This is a genomic window from Aeromonas sobria, assembly GCF_000820145.1.
Lineage (GTDB): Bacteria > Pseudomonadota > Gammaproteobacteria > Enterobacterales > Aeromonadaceae > Aeromonas > Aeromonas sobria.
On sequence record NZ_CDBW01000032.1, the window covers coordinates 78,085 to 95,093 of the forward strand.

Sequence of the window (17,009 nt, forward strand, 5' to 3'; positions counted from 1 at the left end):
AAAGGGGCGGCGAGAGATTGGCGGGCGAGATGGAAAAAAGCCCCTGCCAATGGTTGGCAGGGGCTCGGTTAGTTGAGGCCCGGTGAGCCGGGCCTGATTAGCTAGGGTCAGGCCGCGTTGGCCAGTGGCTCCTCACTCTTCTTCTGGTATGCCTGCGGGGTGAGACCCAGCAGCTCCTGCACGGTCGAGGCGACGGTGATGGAGGAGACGGTACCCACCAGAATGCCGGCGAACAGGGTGAAGGAGAAACCGTAGAGGGCGTCACCACCAAACAACAGCAGGGCACCCACGGTAAACAGAGTGGTGCCCGAGGTGATCATGGTGCGACTGAAGGTTGCCTTGATGGCCACATCAGAGCACTCGTGGATCCCCATCTGGGTGCGCGAGCTCAGCAGATCCCGCAGTCGGTCCGAGATGACGATGCTGTCGTTGAGGGAGTAGCCGATCACCGCCATCAAACCGGCGATGATGTTGAGGTCAAACTCGATCTGGCACAGGGAGAGCAGCCCCAGCGCTACGATGGCGTCATGCACTACCGAGAGCAGAATGCCGATGGCCTGGCGCCACTCGAAGCGAAACGCCAGATAGGCAGACATTGAGATAGAGGCAACCAGCACTGCCAGCATCCCCTGCTGGAACAGCTCGGCACCCACCTGCGGGCCGACGATGGTGGTGCGCAGCAGTTCAACCGGCATCCCCAGTTGCTGCGTCAGCATGGTGGCGAGATCCGCCGCGGGCCAGGGCAGTTCATGGGGCGGCAACTTGATCAGCCATTCGCCTGGTACACCGGCAGAGCTGAGTTCCACGGCACCCGCCAGCGGGGAGACCAGCATGGCATTGAGATCATGGGCCTCTTTCAGGGTCTGGATATTGAACTCCAGCAGGATCCCGCCGGTAAAGTCGAGCCCCAGAGTCAGGCCATTCACCAGCAAGATGGCGATGCTGGCCACAGTCAGGGCGATAGAGGCCCACAGGCCGATATAACGCCAACGAGTCAATCCCATTGCAACGATCATTCTCAACATAATTCTCTCCTTGGCCACCCAGCATGAGGCTGTTGGCCTGTCACGACGTGTCGCAACACGTCGGGGAACATGGTTCTGCTCCGGCACGCCCCGGCCATATCCATGGCCGATGGCGCGGCCAAAGCCGCTCATCAGAGGGACTGCTGTCCCGTTACACCTTCAGGGTGCGTTCGCTGCTGCGTCCCCACAGGGGGTTGATGATGGCGCGCGTCCCCCAGATCCCGGTGATCATGCTGGAGAGCAGACCCAGAATAAGGGTGACCGAGAAGCCCTGCAGCGGACCGGAGCCGATGGAGTAGAGCACCACGGCGCAGATGAGGGTGGTGATGTTAGCATCGAAGATGGTGTGGAAGGCCGAGCGATAGCCAAAGTCGATGGCGTTGGCCAGTGAGCCACCTTCTCGCAGGCGATCCTTGATCCGCTCGAAGATCAGCACATGGGTATCCACCGCCATGCCCACTGTCAGCACCAGACCGGCGATCCCCGGCAGGGTCAGCACGGCCCCCGGCAGCACCGCCAGCATCCCCACCTGCATCAACAGGTTGGCGACCAGCGCAGTGATGGCAACCCAGCCGAATTTGCGGTACCAGGCCATCATAAACAGCATCATGCCCGCCATGCCGAAGGCCAGCGCGGTGAAACCTGCCTCGATATTCTGCATCCCCAACGTGGGGCCTATGCTGCGCTCCTCCAGGATCTTGAGGGGAGCGGTGAGGGCGCCGGCACGCAGCAGCATGGCCAGCTCTTGCGCTTCTGGCAGACTGCCAATACCGGTGATGCGGAACTGGTTGCCAAGGGCGGTCTGGATGGTGGCGACGTTGATCACTTCGCTCTGGGCCCGCAGCTTGCCCTGGGTATTGGTCTTGTATTCGGTGAAGACGGTCGCCATCGGCTTGCCCACATGCTGGCGGCTGAACTGGTTCATCTTGCTGCCACCCAGGGTGTCGAGCACGATATTGACCTGAGGCTGGCCCATCTCGCCCATGTTGGCGCGGGCATCGACGATGTGCTCGCCGGTCAGTACCGGCTTGCGTGCCATGCCAATGGCCTGGCCGCTGCGATCGGCGATATAGAAGTGGCTGTCTGCTTTGGCTTCATAGAAGGCCAGCGATGCGGTGGCACCGATCACCTCTTTTGCCTGCTTGGGGTTGTGGACGCCGGGTAGCTCGATGCGGATACCATCTTGCCCCTGACGTACCACCGAGGCTTCGACAATGCCGAGCTCGTTGATCCGCTTCTTGAGGATCGACAGGTTTTGGGTCACGGCGTTGTTGACCAGCAGGGTGCGCTCAGCGTCGCTCAGCACCAGCTTCAGGTCATTGCCGGAGCGGGTCAGCTTCCATTGATCCTGACGGGTACCGGCACTCTCCTTGATGATAGAGAGCCAGCTCTCCTGTTCGGCAACATCCGGCAGGGTCACGGCCACTGCGCCCTGTGCGCTGCGTATGACGCTGGCGCCGCGCAGGTTGGCTTCACGGAAGCGAGTACGCAGGGTATCCACCAGATTCTTGGTCTGGGTATCGATGACAAAATCCACGTCCACCCCGATCAGCAGCTGGGAGCCGCCGCGCAGGTCCAGCCCCAGCTTGATGGGATCGGCACCGAGGCGGGTGATCCAGCCCGGCGCGTTGGAGTGGAACTCCAGGGTCAGCGCCGCGCTGTCGAGGCCCTGCTGCTCCAGCAACTGCTTGGCGCGCTGTTGTTCGCCCTGGCTGGCAAAGACCAGCTCGACCCGTTCAGACTGCTCGATCACCTTGACCGGCGTCAGGTGCTTGTCGGTCAGCAGCATCTGCTGCTGGGAGGTCAGACTCTGCTGTCCGTGCAGGCCGAGGGAGGGCTGCTCACCGAAGAAGGTGGGCAGGGAGTAAAAGGTAAAGGTCAACAGCATCAACAGCAGCAGCGCGTACTGCCACTTGCTCATGCGATTGAGAACGGTGCGATTGATTTTTCTCATGCCAAATAGCCTCTGTCAGGAGAATGGAGCGCAGGCCCGTGTCATAACGGCTCGGCCGGGCGCAAAAAAAAGATGCGTTCAAGGCGGGATGGCACCGAAGTGCAGCCCGTAACAGAAGAGGAGGTGTGCGAGAAATAGCTGCCAAACCCCTCGGGGTCAGGCGGTCAGAACGCTCTGACTGAAGCGGTATTGCAGGTGTTGGCGGTGCAACCGGTGTCGATGGATGGTGCAAAAGCGATCGCGAAAGCTGCGCTGGTGATAAATCTGGGCGGCCAGTATCAGCCAGCCGAGCAACAGCAACAGGATGGCCTGGGTAGACCAGCTCTGGATCAGCTCGTAAACCACCTCTTTGGGCTGGTCGTCACTGCGCAGGGATTGTTCCAGCCGCAGCAGGTGATTCTGATGGCTGGCGACAAACTTGATGATGCCCTCATCGCTGTCGCTAGCCTGATTGAACACCAGAGTTTGTTGCGGTTCACTGTGCGAAAAGGTGGGTAGCAGTGAGCCTTCCATCTGGGTGATGGAACAAAGCAGGGTGAGGGTGATAACCAGGGTTACCAGCACCAGTTTGGCTTTGTCGATAAGGCGCAAGCAGTGAATTCCACAAAAAGAGAGCAGGCAAGCTACCACACTCATCGGGCCAGAACAAGGTTGTGGCCCGATGAGTCCTTGATGGATGAGGGGGTTCAGCGGCCGGTCATCTGGTCAAAATCGCGGGCGTAGCCCTTGAGCAGACTGTAAAGATGAGTTCGCTGGGCGAGATCCAGTGACTGACTCATGTCGCTCAACCAGTTGACGGTGCGTTGACGCGACTGCTCGGTATAGCCGGTAAAGCGGCCATCCATCAGGCCATCCCCCTCGGCCAGCAGATCGGTCAGCTCACGGGTAAAGTCGGGACTCTGGCGCTGCTTCATCAGCCTGTCCAGCTCCCGGGTCCAGGACTCCTGAAAATCGAGCCAGGGGGGCATCAGCTCGTATTGCCACTCGGCCCACTGGGCCACCAGCGGCGCCTGTGCCGGTTTCACCTCGCCAATCCAGAACACCAGCCGCTTGTTCATCTTGTCGCGAAACTCCGCCAGCATCTGCTCTTTGGGTTGTGTGGCAAAGTCGTGTTGCCGCTCCTGTTGCCGCTTGACCCGATCGGTCATGAAGCGGGCGACCTGATCGTCGCTCAGGGTGCGCGCCAGCCTGACCGCGCGGGGAATGGTGTTCTCCAGGGTGCGGGTCAGACTCTGCTGCACCGCATCCAGATTGGTCGAGATCTGCGCTGGGGTCATGGGGCTGGCAATGGCTTTGGCCAGCGCGTCGAGATCCCTGGCGTAGCGGGGCAGCTCGTGCTGGCGGTGCCAGGCCATCAGCCCCTTCACTTCGCGGCTGAGCAGATCCTTTTGCGAGTAGGAGAGGGCAAAGTAGTCATCCAGCTGCCAGATGATGGCGGTATCGAGCCAGTAGTAGATCACCCGGGTGGAGCAACCGGTCAGCAGCAGGCCGATCAGTAGCAGACCCCAGGTTTTCGGCTTGTGCCAGCGCACCTTGTTTATCATCTGTTACTCCAGTCGTTGCCGGTTGATGGCGATCAGGGTGTCATAGTCAGGTGAATCGTCGGGTGAGGCCTGTTGTTCGGCCATCAGCATGGCCCAGAGCAGGCCGATGTAGTCGACCCAGGGTAAAAAAGCCTCGCTCTGAAAATCGGGCCACTGGTGGCGAGGCAGTGCCTGCAGATAGTGCGCCTCCAGCGCGTCGCGCCGCTCGGCGGGCCACTCATGGGTGCGCTGGATACTGGCGAGCTCAAAGCCGGGATGCCCTGCCGCGCCATACTCCCAGTCGATGACCCAGGGTTTGCTTCCCAACAAGTTAGCCGGATTGAGATCGTGGTGGCAAGGGCGCCAGCAATCATGGGGTTCACGGCTGGCGAGCAGGCCCCGCTCCAGCGCGGGCAGCCAGCAGGGGACATGGGCCAGTCGGGCGCGATAGCCCGCCGCATGAGCCCGCACCGCCATCACCACCGTGGGCAGCGGCAGGCGGTGCAGCTTGCGCAGCACCTCAGCCAGCAGGCGGGGCTGCTCGGCTGCCGCTGGCGCCGCGTGGGCCCAGTTGGGCTCATCGCACCACTCGATCAGCATCAGGCCGCTGGCGGGATCGCCACAGTGGCAGGGCAACGCCAGCCCTTCGGCCATCGCCCCCTGATAAAGCTGCCACTCGGTGAGGCGATCGATGCCAAGGCGCAGCGGATCGGGGTGGCCCTGACGCAAAAAGTAACTGCGCCCCGAGGGGAGGCGCAGTCGATAGTTGCTGTTGGTGAGGCCCGTCCCGAGGGGCTCCAGCAGCCCGTCCCGCCAGGGAGCGGGCAGGCTGGCCAGCAGGGAATCAGGGCCGTGGCTCAGCGGGAGCCTGTTACCAGCCAAAGGTGGATTTCTTCGCCTGTTTGCGGATCTCTTTCTGATCGGCCCACAGCAGTTCGCCGTTTTGCAGATCCATCAGGTTCATGGTCATCTGGTAGTAGACATCCTTCACCTTGCCATTGTCCTTGACGATGCTGGAGAGGTTGCCATAAACCATGTAGCGGGCACCGGTCTGCTTGCCCAGCCGCACCATGGAGGCTGGGTCTACCATGCCGCTGCTCTGCTGGTATTCGAGTTGCTGTTTGACGGCGGTCACCTTGCTCATGTCGACGAAGCGGAAGGTGCCAGATCGCAGCAACTTGGTGCGGATAGTGTCAGTGATGGCTTCGGTATCGATGTGCTCGGAGGTCTTGTTGCGGATAGAGTCCATAAACATCACCGGACGACCGCCTGCGGTGATCTCGCGGGTGGCCGGAGAGGCGAGCATGGAGTCCGCCATCTTGTCGGCGATGGCCTGCAGATCGCTTGAACCGTAATCGACGGTGACGGTTTCGGTTTCAGTGGGATCGCCATAACTGACGGTGGTGCTGGAGCAGCCCCCCAGCAGCAGGGTGCCGGTCAGGATCAGCAGGGCGTGATTCATTTTCATCAGTTGGATTCCTCAATCACTTCACGTACGTAAATCCGGTAACCCTGCGCCGCCGGGCTAGGTGCCAGGGCAGAGAGGGTGCGGGTCTGATAGCCATGCAGCTTGATGGGGGTCCAGCCGCGGCCATCGCTGGCGACCTCCTGACCGGCCTCATCATACCAATAGAACATGTATTGCAGCTTGTTATCGCCGCGCTGGGTGCTGGCGGCGGCCACATTGACCTGCAGCAGGCCGTTTTGCTGGCGGCGGCTCAGCTCAGTCAGAGTGACATTGACATTCTGGTGCTGCTCCAGCGTGGGTGCGCCGCCCGCCGGGCCATAGAGCGCAATGCCGGAGGTATTGGTGGCGCAGCCGCTGAGCAGTAGCGCGAGCCCGAGGGCCAACCCGTATGCTTTCATCTTGCTCTCCTTAATTGGGGTGAGTGGGGTAGCGTTTGAGCTTGCCCGTTAATCGTCTCGTTTATCTGCTTTGGCCCTTTGTTCAAAGGGGCATCACCCGGGTGGTCAGACCGGCCCCGAGGCGCTGTACCCACACCAGGGTGGTGCGTCCCTTGTGGATGGTGAGCGGCAATTGCCGCTGCGCCGCCCCCGCGCCCAAGGTGAGCTGAACGCTGCCTGCCGGCAACATTCCCTGCCAGCTGGCGGCCTGTGCCGGCAGCGTCAGCCAGCTGCGGGTATCGGCCCGCTCCGAGAGGGTGTTGAAGATCCCCACCAGAATATTGCCCACATCGCCCCCCTCTTTGGCGGCGGTGTGGCGCATCTGCTCCTTGGCCACCAGTCGCAGCGCCTGACGGGTCAGCATGCCCGGCAGCCGCTCTTGCAGATCTTTGGCCGCCAGCGCTTCCAGTCGCACCAGCTCGCTGGTCTGCTCGACCCGTTTTCCGACTTCCACCGTCAGCGGTCCGGTGTCACTGGCCCGATTATCGTAATAAGGGATGGCGACGGTAAAGGTGCGAAAATCACCGCGAGAGGTGGAGATGGGCAGCGGCAGGAACAGCTCGCGCCGCGCCGGGATCAAACCATCCTCAAACAGCACCACCAGCTGGCCTTGATCTTTCGCAAGCGGCGGCGCCTTGCGGCCCACCTTTTTTTCGGTCGCGCGGATCTCGTCCGGTGAGCCACGTAGCCGCGCCAGTCGCAGCAAGGCATCTTGCAGGCTGCGGTTGTCCGGCGCTATCTGGTAGCCGCGCTGATAGTCGACCCAGGCATCGTTGAGATCTCCGGCCGCCTCATAGAGCACGGCTGAAAAATAGAAGGTGTAGGCGTTCTGAAAACCGTTTTTGACCTTGCCGATCAGCCGGTCGAGATCCGGTGCGCCGCGCGACATCAGCTGGCGCATCTCGCCTTCTGCCTCGGCCTCTTCGCTCTCATCTTTCGCCTTGCGCACCTCGTCGGCTCGCCGTTTCAGGGCTTGTTCCTGCACCTGATTGGCGCGGCGCACCTCCACCAGGGCGCCATCAGCATCGCCTCGTTGCAGGTAGTTGAGGGCCAGATAGTGGTGCAGCATGGTGCGTTCGTAATCGGGGGTACGGTAGGCCATCGACTGATCGTTGGTGAGCAGACTGCCCACTTGATCCAGCCCCTGGCTCAGCCGATATTCGGCTTGGCTATCCTCCCATGACAGACGATTGTCGGCGGCGGCGAGCGCCTGCTTGCTGCCCGCATCCTGCCCGGCGAGCCAGGCGATGCGCCCCTGTTCCAGACGATCCAGTACAAAGGTGTCATCCCCGAGGGTGGAGTCACGCACCTCTGGCAGTGCCTCGGCGGCATGGCCCAGCAACAGCTGGTTGCGCAGGGGCACCATCTGATCGGAGTAGGAGACGAACATATCCTGCCAGCGGGAGGCACAGCCCCCCAGCAACAGCAGGGCGCCGCAGAGCAACAGGGCGCTGCGGCAGGTTGCGAGGTGGCGCTTCATTACAGGCTGAGCAGCGGCCCCAGCGGCTGGCCGCCGACCAGATGCATGTGGATGTGGTAGACCTCCTGCCCGCCGTGGCGGTTGCAGTTCATGATGAGGCGGTAGCCATCTTCGGCGATGCCCGCATCGCTTGCCAGCTTGCGGGCCACGGTGAACATCCGGCCAAGAGCCAGCTCATGTTCAGCTTCCACGTCGTTGACGGTGGGGATCAGGATGTTGGGGATGATCAGGATATGGGTTTTGGCCTTGGGCTGGATATCCCGGAATGCGGTGACCAGATCGTCTTGATAAAGGATGTCGGCGGGGATCTCTTTGCGGATAATTTTGCTGAAAATGGTTTCATTCGCCATTGCTAACTCCCTTATATGAAAAAGAAAATTGAATTTTAGCCCCGAGAGGCTCCCGACAGGAGGCGAGTCGCTCAGCAAGTGTGACACAAGCCGACATTTGACACCGCCAATGCCTAATTCCCTTCAGTTACTGTTAAAAATACCGATAGCCGGAGGGACGTCATCTGCACTGCCTGTTCAGGGTGGTCTGCAGGGTATCAAAAGGACGGGGTACTCAGGCAAGGGACTTTTGCATATACAGCGGGACAATAATGAAACAAACCATGTCAAATCTCTCCATTTTGCAGCGCGTCTATCTGGGCTTCGCTATTTTAGTGGCCGTGATGGTGGCCAGTTCACTGCTCACATTTCGTAGTCAGCAGACCCTGGGGAATGCGCTGGATCAGGTCACCCAGCAGTCGATGCCGCTGGTGATCGCCAGCAGTCAGACCCAGATCGCCCTGCTCAGCGCCAACAAGTGGCTGGGGGATGTGCTCACCGAGCAGGATCCCAAGCTGTTGCCCACCGAGGTGGCGGAGTTAAAACAGGCCAAGGCCGAGGTCGACAAGATACTAGGCACCCTGCGCCAGCAGCTGGCTCATCATCCTGAGTTGCAGGGGGAGATGGGGGCCCTGGGCCAACAGGTCGACCGCTATTTGCAACTGACCGACACCCTGCCCGGTGAACACGAGGCGTTGCTGGCCCGACTGCACAAGGTCAATCTGGCCAAGGGGCAGTTTCAGGTCAGCTTGCCCCAGTTCAAGAAGAATCTGGGTGACATGATGATCACCATCGACGACAGCTTCATCAAAATGCTCTCCGAGACCCTGACCACCAAGCTCTCCGCCATCGAACTCTCCACCATGGATGCCCTCAATCAGACCATTCCGGCACCCATTGAAGGGGCGCTCAAGCGCAACAAGATGCAGATCGAAGGGTTCAACAGCACCATCAAGGATCTGCAAGGGGAGCTGAAGAATTTCGACAACGACATGGGCCACTATGTTCACGGCTTTGTGCGTGACACCACCGCCAGCGAAGGGGTACTCTCCCAATATCTGGCGCTGATGAAGCAGCAAGAGCAGATGCGGGAGAAGAGCAAGCAGGCCAGTGCTCTCATTGTCGAGATCCAGAACCGGCTTGAGCGGATCACCGGCCAGAGCCAGCAGTTGATGGGCCAGAGCATTGCGCACGCCAGAGCGGTGCAGAGCCAGAGCACCCTGACCCAGGGGGCCAGCATCGTGGTCGCCATCCTGATCGCCATGCTGGTGGCCTACACCCTGGGCAAGGCCATACGCCGTCCGCTCAAAGAGCTGCTGCAGGTACTGACCTGTGTGACCCAGGGCGATATGACCCAGCGCATCGGTTTTCGCAGCAACAACGAATTTGGTCAGTTGGCTAGCCAGATCAACCTGCTGATCGCCCAGATGGGGGAGGTGCTGGCCCAGCTTTCACAGGCATCGACCCAGCTCAACGATGCCGCTCATGGCAACCGTCACACCACCGAATTGGTGCGGGCGGATCTGGAGAAACAGCGGCAGGAGACTGCCTCGGTCGCCGCGGCCATGACCCAGATGGAGGCCTCGGTGCGTGAAGTGGCGCAGGCGGCCAACCAGACCCTGGAGCGGGTGCAGGATGTGGAGAAGGCCTCCGAGATGGGACGCAAGGTGATGGCGGGTAACATCACCACCACCCATCAACTGGCGGGCAAGTTGCAGCAGACTGGCAAGGTGATTGGCGATGTGAGCGCCATGAGCAGCCAGATCGGCAATATCCTCGATGTTATTCGCGGCATCGCCGAGCAGACCAATCTGCTGGCCCTCAACGCCGCCATCGAAGCGGCGCGGGCCGGCGAGCAGGGGCGCGGCTTTGCGGTGGTGGCGGACGAGGTGCGCAGTCTGGCGGGTCGCACCGCGCAATCCACCAGCGAGATCCAGACCATGATCGAGAACCTGCAGCAGGGGGTTGCCAAGGCGGTGACCGTGATGCAAGAGTGCTCCCGCGAGATGGACAGCTGTGTGGATCAGAGCTCTCATGCCAACAACGCCATGGAGGAGGTGCAGGGGATCGTGGTGCTGATCAGCGACATGTCGAGCCAGATCGCCTCTGCCGCCGAGCAGCAGCAGGCCACCAGCGCCGATATCGCCACCAACCTCAACCGCATCTCCGATATCTCGGATCTCAACTATCAGGGGATTGAGCGGGTGGCCGCGACCAGCCAGCAGCTGGACTCCCTGGCCGAGCAGCAGGAGAGCCTGGTCAAGCGCTTTCGCCTCATCGCCTGATGAGTCGGAACTTAAAAAACAAGGCCCCGCAGATGCAGGGCCTTGTTGTTAATGGGGTTAGCTGAGCGCTTATGCGTAGGCGATAGCGCCTTTGCCGACCCCTTCATAGGCGACAATTTTGACGAATTTATCGCCCACCATCTGCTTCACTTCGCGGGCGATGTAGCAGGCCAGCAGCTCGACCGTGGTGTCGGTGTCGATCATCTCCACCTCGGCGGCGGGAATGGCCAGCTGGAACAGCCCTTGCGGTGCCACATATTTGAAACCCAGATGGTGATCACCCAGCTGAGTATTGGCGCGAGGGCTCAACGCCAGCTCGGTCAGCGCCACCTTGTCCTCTTCGGTGCCGAGGTAGATATCGCTCCAGCGTTCGGCCCAGTTGAGTTCCAGTTCATCATCGCGCTCACCATCCACGTGGATCTCGATGGGAGAGCGGTGGCCGTGGGCGATGCGCTGGCAGTTGCCATCGTGCTTTTTCAGGCCGTGGCTGTAGTGGTAGAAGGCACCGGTGATCACCTCCTGACGCAGGGTCAGAGAGAGATCCTTGATATTGTCCGGCAGCCGTTTGGCCAGTACCGCCAGCAGGTAGCGGGTTACCGACTCTTTATCGACCTGGGGGGCTTCAATAAAGGCAAAGCCCTGGGTCGGGCAGCGCAGGTGGATGGAGCGCTCCGGGCGCAGCAGATCCACCGTGCTTTCGTCACCGTCCAGAGTCTCGATGTGGATCAGCGGGCACTCGGTCGGCACCAGCAGCTTGTGATCCACCTCTTCATCGATGATCGACTTGATCAGCTTCTTTACCCGGCCAAAGTCCAGCAGCATGCTCATTTCGTTGAGCTCACCGCTCATTTCGATATCTACCAGCCAGCTCTCGCCCACCATGCCGCGGCGTTCGCACAGGTAGCTGGAGTCGATCACGGTCAAATCTCTTACAAATAACTTCATCAGTCAGGCCTTGCTATAGCGAAAGGGCAGTTTGCGATATTATGACTCGCGATTATCGGCAAAGGAACTGGAACCCCCCATGAACAAACTGCTTATCAAGAATGCCACCCTGGTCAACGAAGGCCGCATCTATGCCTCCGACGTGTTGATCGAGGGGGAACGGATTGCCCGCATTGCACCCGATATCGAGGCGCCGGATGCGCTGGTCATCGATGCCGCAGGGCGTCACCTTATCCCCGGAATGATCGATGATCAGGTCCACTTTCGGGAGCCGGGATTGACCCACAAGGGCACCATCGCCAGTGAATCCCGGGCCGCCGTCGCTGGTGGCACCACCAGTTTCATGGAAATGCCCAACGTTAATCCCCAGACCACGACCCTTGATGCCCTCGAAGCCAAATACCAGATCGCTGCCAACTCCTCTGCGGCCAACTACAGCTTCTATCTCGGCGCCACCAACGACAACCTTGAAGAGATCAAACGGCTCGATCCCAAGCAGTCCTGCGGGGTCAAGGTGTTCATGGGCTCCTCGACCGGCAACATGCTGGTGGATAATCAGGAGACCCTGGCGGCTATCTTCCGCGACTGTCCGGTGATGATCGTCACCCATTGCGAAGACACCCCGACCATCGCCAAGGCCGAAGAGGCAGCGCGGGCCAAGTGGGGCGAGGATGTGCCGATGGGCGAGCATGGCCGCATTCGCAGTGACGAGGCGTGCTACAAATCCTCCAGCATGGCGGTGGCGCTGGCCAAGCAGTACGGCGCCAAGCTGCACGTGCTGCATCTGACCTCCGCCAAGGAGCTGTCGCTGTTTACCGCCAGCCACGATCTGAGCGAGCTGAAAGACAAGAACATCACCGCCGAGGTGTGTGTCCATCATCTGTTCTTTAACGACACCGATTACGACACCCTGGGCAGCCAGATCAAGTGCAACCCGGCGGTGAAGAGTACCGCCGATCAACACGCGCTACTCGATGCGGTGCGCAATGATGTGCTCGATATCATCGCCACCGACCACGCCCCCCACACCTGGGAAGAGAAGCAGAACAGCTACTTCAAGGCGCCGTCTGGCATTCCGCTGGTGCAGCACTCCCTGCAGGCACTGCTGGAGCTCTATCACAACGGCGTGTTCAGTCTGGAGACCATCGTCAAGAAGACCTCCCACGCGGTGGCCGAGCGCTTCCAGGTCGAGGATCGCGGTTATATCCGCGAGGGTTATTTCGCCGATCTGGTGCTGCTGGATCTGGGTAAGCCATTTGTGGTCAACGATGACAACATCCTATACCACTGTGGCTGGTCGCCCTTCAACGGCTACCGCTTCCATAGCACGGTGGAGATGACCCTGGTGAACGGCCAGATCGCCTGGCAGAACGGTCAGGTCAGTGACGGGATTTTAGGCAAGCGGCTGACCTTTAACCGCTGATCGTTCGTAAAGCAAGCGAACGCACCATAGACGGGGTTTTGCTCTCTTTTCCTTGTTGACAGGGCGGGGTCATCTCCATAAACTCTGCCCCCGTCAGCCGAGCTGACTCCGTCGGTGTGTAGCGCAGCCAGGTAGCGCATCTGCATGGGGTGTAGAGGGTCGGAGGTTCGAATCCTCTCACACCGACCAAATTCCCCGGTAAAGGCCTTGTCAAACGACAAGGCCTTTTCTTTTGCGCGCAATTCGGCGCCTGTGTGGCCCAGACTGGCGCAGACAAGGGAGGCAGGAGCGGCGGGTCGAGTCGAGCAGACGAGTAGAGGACACAGATAGAGGATACGGGCAGAGGAAACCGGCACTGTGATTGTGCCGCCACCGGGGTTTGTGCTGTAGTAACGACTACGTTGCCCACATCCCAGCCGAGGTCCTCCGTGCCTGCTCTCCTGTCAAAAGCCGTTTGTCTGCTGATGCTCACCCTGCTGCTGGGGGGCTGCGCCACCCCTTACCAGAGTGAAAAGTCGTTCTGGAATGGCCAGACCGGTTTCTCCCAGACCCGGCTTGGTCCGGACAAGTGGCAGCTGGAGTTTGTCGGCAACGATCTGGTGGACAGAGAGACCGCCCGCAAATATGTGCTCAAGCGGGCAGGGGAGCTGGCGCTCGCAGAGGGCTACTCCTGGCTCAAGGTCGATGAGCTGACTATTACCCGTGATGCCGTCAGCGTGACGCCGTCACGGCCGGTCTTCGGTTTTGACGAGGATGAGCCTGATCTCTTTATGGCCCAGATGCAGGTGCAGCACCGTATCTCGGCGCTGCTCACTTTCCGTTTGTTGCCACAGGCTGTCGATCAGCAGAGTCTGTCTGCTAAATATCTCGCAGAAATAAAAACAAGCAGTGATTAATAGTGGCTTTTTGCAAGATCCATATCACATACACCTAATGACAGCATAAAATTCTAGTGAAGCCTCTGGATTTAGCCCCTGCTTTTAGGCATTCTCCCAGCATACCGGCCGCCAGGAATCAACGGCCCGGATCACAAAAACGGACTGTAGTGGCTCCCACGCCATTGTTTACGGCTTGCACCAATCAAACCCGGGACTCCCCCATGAAAATGAATAAACTGACGGTTGCCATCCTCATCGCCATGATGTTTGGCATCCTAACCGGCCAGGGCTATCGCATGTTTGCCGCAGATCAGGCGGCGGATTTTGCCAATAACATCACCATCCTCACCGATATCTTCCTGCGACTGATCAAGATGATCATCGCCCCGCTGGTGTTCACCACTCTGGTGGTCGGCATCGCCAAGATGGGCGATACCCGCACTGTCGGTCGCATCGGCGCAAAAACCCTCGGCTGGTTCATGCTGGCCTCCCTGATGTCCCTGAGCCTGGGTCTGGTGATGGTGACCCTGATGCAGCCGGGTGTGGGTCTCTCCCTCTCCCTGCCCAATGACACCGCCAGTTCAGGAATTGCGGCCGGTGCCATTAGCCTGAAAGATTTCGTGACCCACGCCATTCCCAAGAGTGTGGTCGAGGCGATGGCCACCAACGAGATCCTGCAGATCGTGGTGTTCTCGCTGTTCTTTGGTCTGGCTGCTGCCGCGCTGGGTGATCTGGCCAAGCCGGTGGTGGTGCTGATGGCCAGCGCCGCCGAGATCATGCTGAAAGTGACCGGTTACGTGATGAACTTTGCGCCGTTCGCGGTATTCGGTGCTATCGCCGCCATGGTGGCCAAAGAGGGGCTGGGTATTCTGGTGACCTACGGCAGCTTTATGGCCCAGTTCTACATCGCGCTGGCTTGCCTCTGGCTGCTGCTGATCGCCATGGGCAGCATTTTCCTGCGTGGTCGCGTCATCAAGCTGTTGGCGATGATCCGCGAACCCATCCTGCTGGCATTCTCTACCGCCAGCTCTGAAGCCGCCTATCCGAAAACCCTGGATCGTCTGGAGAAGTTCGGTTGTGACAAGCGCATCGCCAGCTTCGTGCTGCCGATGGGTTACTCCTTCAACCTCGACGGCTCCATGATGTACTGCACCTTCGCGGTGATGTTCATCGCCCAGGCTTATGGCATCGAGCTCTCCATGGCCCAGCAGATCACCATGCTGCTGCTGCTGATGGTCACCTCCAAGGGGATGGCCGGGGTACCGCGCGCCTCTCTGGTGGTGATTGCCGCCACCCTGAACCAGTTCCATATTCCGGAAGCGGGCATCCTGCTACTGCTGGGGATCGATCACTTCCTCGACATGGGCCGCTCCGCCACCAACGTGCTGGGCAACGCCATCGCCGCCAGCGTGGTTGCCAAGACCGAAGACAGTTTGGGTGAGACCGAAGATCTGGGTGACAGTGAACCGGTCAAGGCCTGATCACAAAGCCATGAAAAATATACAACAACGGCCCGCCAATGCGGGCCGTTGTTGTATATGGCTCGTCTACACTGCTAGAGAGTTTCCATCTGGAGTGTACGGTTATGAATATCGCTCGCCGACTGCAACTGATAGCCCTGCTGGTTATCCTTGCACTCATTTTTCTCAGCTGGTTCAGTATCAACCGCCTCGATTCGGCCAACCGGGATTTAGGCTATGTGACGGACAATACGGTGCCGAGTATTTCGCTGATCAAGGAGGTACAGGCCGATTTCTATGAATTGCACTCGCTGGTGCAGACACATGTGCTCAATACCGACACCGGCAAGATGCAGCAGATCGAAACGGGTATTACCGAGATACGGGGACAGATCAATTCACTGCTCGACAAATACAAAGCCGAGCAGCTCTCCAATGATGAAGATCGGCGCCTGACCGACGATGATCAACGTATTGTCGCGCAATATTATCTGGAGATAGACAAGGTTCTGCAGCTCTCCCGCCAAAACAAAAATGATGAAGCAAGAGACATGCTGGCGGGAGAGGCATACGGACTGTTCCAGCAGTTTGCCAAGGCGATTGAGCTTCACGTTACCTTCAATATCGATTTGGGATTGGAACTGAAGGCGCAAGGCAAGGAAAACTACGACAACAGCATGCAAACACTGCTGTTTATCGCCGGTGCTACCACAGTGCTGACGTTGGGACTGTTTGTCTGGTTGTTCAATCAGGTGGCCAATCCCCTTCGCACCGCTATGGATACCCTGACCCGGATCCAGCGTGACCTCAATTTTACCCTCAGAGCGGATGTGAAACAGCAAGATGAGATTGGCCTGACCCTCAATGCGGTCAACCGGCTGCTCGATACGCTGCAGCAGACATTTACCGAATTTTCCGTCGGCAGCTTGCAGATCAAGAGCACTGCCGAATCACTCTCTCAGGCAGCGCAACACCTGGCCAGCTCGGCCAGTCAGGCCAATGATGCTACCAGTCTGATTGCCGCCGGTGTGGAAGAGATGACGGTCAGCATCACCGATATTTCCCAGCGTACTCAGGAGACGAGTCGTATCACCAATGAGTCAGGGCAGCTGGCGACCGAGGGGGGCAGAACCATCGATCGCACCGTCCATGCCATCAACGAGATCGCCGACTCGATCCGGCAGGCCTCGGCCGAGGTCATTGCGCTGGGTGAGGGCATTTCGCGCATTGGCGGTGTGGTCAACGTGATCCGTGATGTGGCGGGGCAGACCAACTTGCTGGCCTTGAATGCGGCCATTGAAGCGGCGAGGGCCGGGGAGTCCGGCCGTGGCTTTGCGGTGGTGGCGGATGAGGTGCGCAAACTGGCTGAGCGCACAGCCCAATCCACTCAGGAGATCTCCGCCACCGTAGAGGCGATCCAGCAGGAGTCGAACAATACAGTCTCCCGGATGCATCTGGTGGAGGAGAAGGTGAGTCAGGGGGTCGCCATGGCGACAGAGAGCGGCGCCATCATTTCCGAGATCCGCAGTGCTTCGCACCGGGTCATGGATCAGGTGGGTGAGATCACCAACGCTATTCGCGAGCAGAGCGCGGCCGCCGAGTCGATTGCTCATCAGGTGGAGCAGATAGCTCAAGTCGTGCAGCAGACCAGTAGCACAGCAGAAGAGACCTCGGCTGCGGCCGAGGAGCTCAATGTCACTACTGATAGCATCCACCAGCAGATATCACGCTACCGCATTCAGTAACGCCGACTATTGTTGTCCATCTGCTCTCCCCGCCAGCCATCTGGCGGGGATTTTTTA

15 protein-coding genes and 1 tRNA gene are annotated in these 17,009 nt (G+C 59.7%); 6 read left to right on the forward strand and 10 right to left on the reverse strand.

The genetic code is table 11. From position 1 onward, the window contains the following. Positions 1-107 precede the first annotated feature (107 nt). The 9 genes from secF to hinT form a co-directional block, all read right to left on the reverse strand. The gene (gene secF / locus BN1135_RS14140) at positions 108-1,025 is read right to left on the reverse strand and encodes a protein translocase subunit SecF (protein ID WP_082186803.1); all 918 of its coding nucleotides are present in this window, start codon (positions 1,023-1,025) and stop codon (positions 108-110) included. A gap of 151 nt (positions 1,026-1,176) precedes the next feature. Continuing rightward, a complete protein-coding gene (gene secD / locus BN1135_RS14145; protein ID WP_042022162.1) occupies positions 1,177-2,979 on the reverse strand; it encodes a protein translocase subunit SecD in 1,803 nt (600 codons plus the stop codon). 156 nt (positions 2,980-3,135) lie between these two features. Then, on the reverse strand, positions 3,136-3,570 hold the full coding sequence (locus tag BN1135_RS14150) for a hypothetical protein (protein ID WP_042022163.1): 435 nt from the start codon (positions 3,568-3,570) through the stop codon (positions 3,136-3,138). Positions 3,571-3,665: 95 nt separating this feature from the next. Continuing rightward, a complete protein-coding gene (locus BN1135_RS14155; RefSeq protein WP_042022165.1) occupies positions 3,666-4,523 on the reverse strand; it encodes a DUF6279 family lipoprotein in 858 nt (285 codons plus the stop codon). Positions 4,524-4,526: 3 nt separating this feature from the next. Then, positions 4,527-5,384, reverse strand: a complete 858-nt coding sequence (locus tag BN1135_RS14160) for a phosphotransferase (RefSeq protein ID WP_042022167.1) — start codon at positions 5,382-5,384, stop codon at positions 4,527-4,529. Next, positions 5,374-5,970 (reverse strand): penicillin-binding protein activator LpoB, encoded by a 597-nt coding sequence (gene lpoB, locus BN1135_RS14165; RefSeq protein ID WP_042022169.1) that lies wholly within the window; start codon positions 5,968-5,970, stop codon positions 5,374-5,376. Before lpoB ends, BN1135_RS14160 begins: the two co-directional genes overlap by 11 nt. After that, a complete protein-coding gene (locus tag BN1135_RS14170; protein WP_042022171.1) occupies positions 5,970-6,368 on the reverse strand; it encodes a YcfL family putative periplasmic lipoprotein in 399 nt (132 codons plus the stop codon). Before BN1135_RS14170 ends, lpoB begins: the two co-directional genes overlap by 1 nt. A gap of 82 nt (positions 6,369-6,450) precedes the next feature. Further along, positions 6,451-7,887 carry a COG3014 family protein gene (locus tag BN1135_RS14175; RefSeq protein ID WP_042022172.1) on the reverse strand — a complete coding sequence of 479 codons (1,437 nt, stop codon included), beginning with the start codon at positions 7,885-7,887 and terminating at the stop codon, positions 6,451-6,453. After that, positions 7,887-8,237 carry a purine nucleoside phosphoramidase gene (gene hinT, locus BN1135_RS14180; protein WP_042022173.1) on the reverse strand — a complete coding sequence of 117 codons (351 nt, stop codon included), beginning with the start codon at positions 8,235-8,237 and terminating at the stop codon, positions 7,887-7,889. Before hinT ends, BN1135_RS14175 begins: the two co-directional genes overlap by 1 nt. Positions 8,238-8,488: 251 nt before the next feature. Here hinT and BN1135_RS14185 point away from each other — a divergent pair, with 251 nt between their 5' ends. Continuing rightward, positions 8,489-10,501 carry a methyl-accepting chemotaxis protein gene (locus BN1135_RS14185; RefSeq protein WP_042022177.1) on the forward strand — a complete coding sequence of 671 codons (2,013 nt, stop codon included), beginning with the start codon at positions 8,489-8,491 and terminating at the stop codon, positions 10,499-10,501. A 69-nt stretch (positions 10,502-10,570) separates the two neighbouring features. Here BN1135_RS14185 and BN1135_RS14190 read toward each other — a convergent pair whose 3' ends face one another. Next, complete coding sequence (locus tag BN1135_RS14190; protein WP_042022178.1) at positions 10,571-11,446, reverse strand: 6-carboxytetrahydropterin synthase; 876 nt, start codon at positions 11,444-11,446, stop codon at positions 10,571-10,573. 79 nt (positions 11,447-11,525) lie between these two features. On the opposite strand from BN1135_RS14190, the gene BN1135_RS14195 reads away from it, so the two are divergent. From BN1135_RS14195 to BN1135_RS14215, 5 genes are all read left to right on the forward strand, one after another. Further along, on the forward strand, positions 11,526-12,869 hold the full coding sequence (locus tag BN1135_RS14195) for a dihydroorotase (protein WP_042022181.1): 1,344 nt from the start codon (positions 11,526-11,528) through the stop codon (positions 12,867-12,869). A 112-nt stretch (positions 12,870-12,981) separates the two neighbouring features. Beyond that, a tRNA-Pro gene (locus BN1135_RS14200) sits at positions 12,982-13,058 on the forward strand. A gap of 239 nt (positions 13,059-13,297) precedes the next feature. Then, on the forward strand, positions 13,298-13,765 hold the full coding sequence (locus BN1135_RS14205; RefSeq protein WP_223290140.1) for a CC0125/CC1285 family lipoprotein: 468 nt from the start codon (positions 13,298-13,300) through the stop codon (positions 13,763-13,765). 203 nt (positions 13,766-13,968) lie between these two features. Continuing rightward, positions 13,969-15,228 carry a dicarboxylate/amino acid:cation symporter gene (locus BN1135_RS14210; RefSeq protein WP_042022184.1) on the forward strand — a complete coding sequence of 420 codons (1,260 nt, stop codon included), beginning with the start codon at positions 13,969-13,971 and terminating at the stop codon, positions 15,226-15,228. A 104-nt stretch (positions 15,229-15,332) separates the two neighbouring features. After that, complete coding sequence (locus BN1135_RS14215) at positions 15,333-16,952, forward strand: methyl-accepting chemotaxis protein (RefSeq protein WP_042022185.1); 1,620 nt, start codon at positions 15,333-15,335, stop codon at positions 16,950-16,952. Positions 16,953-17,009 lie beyond the last annotated feature (57 nt).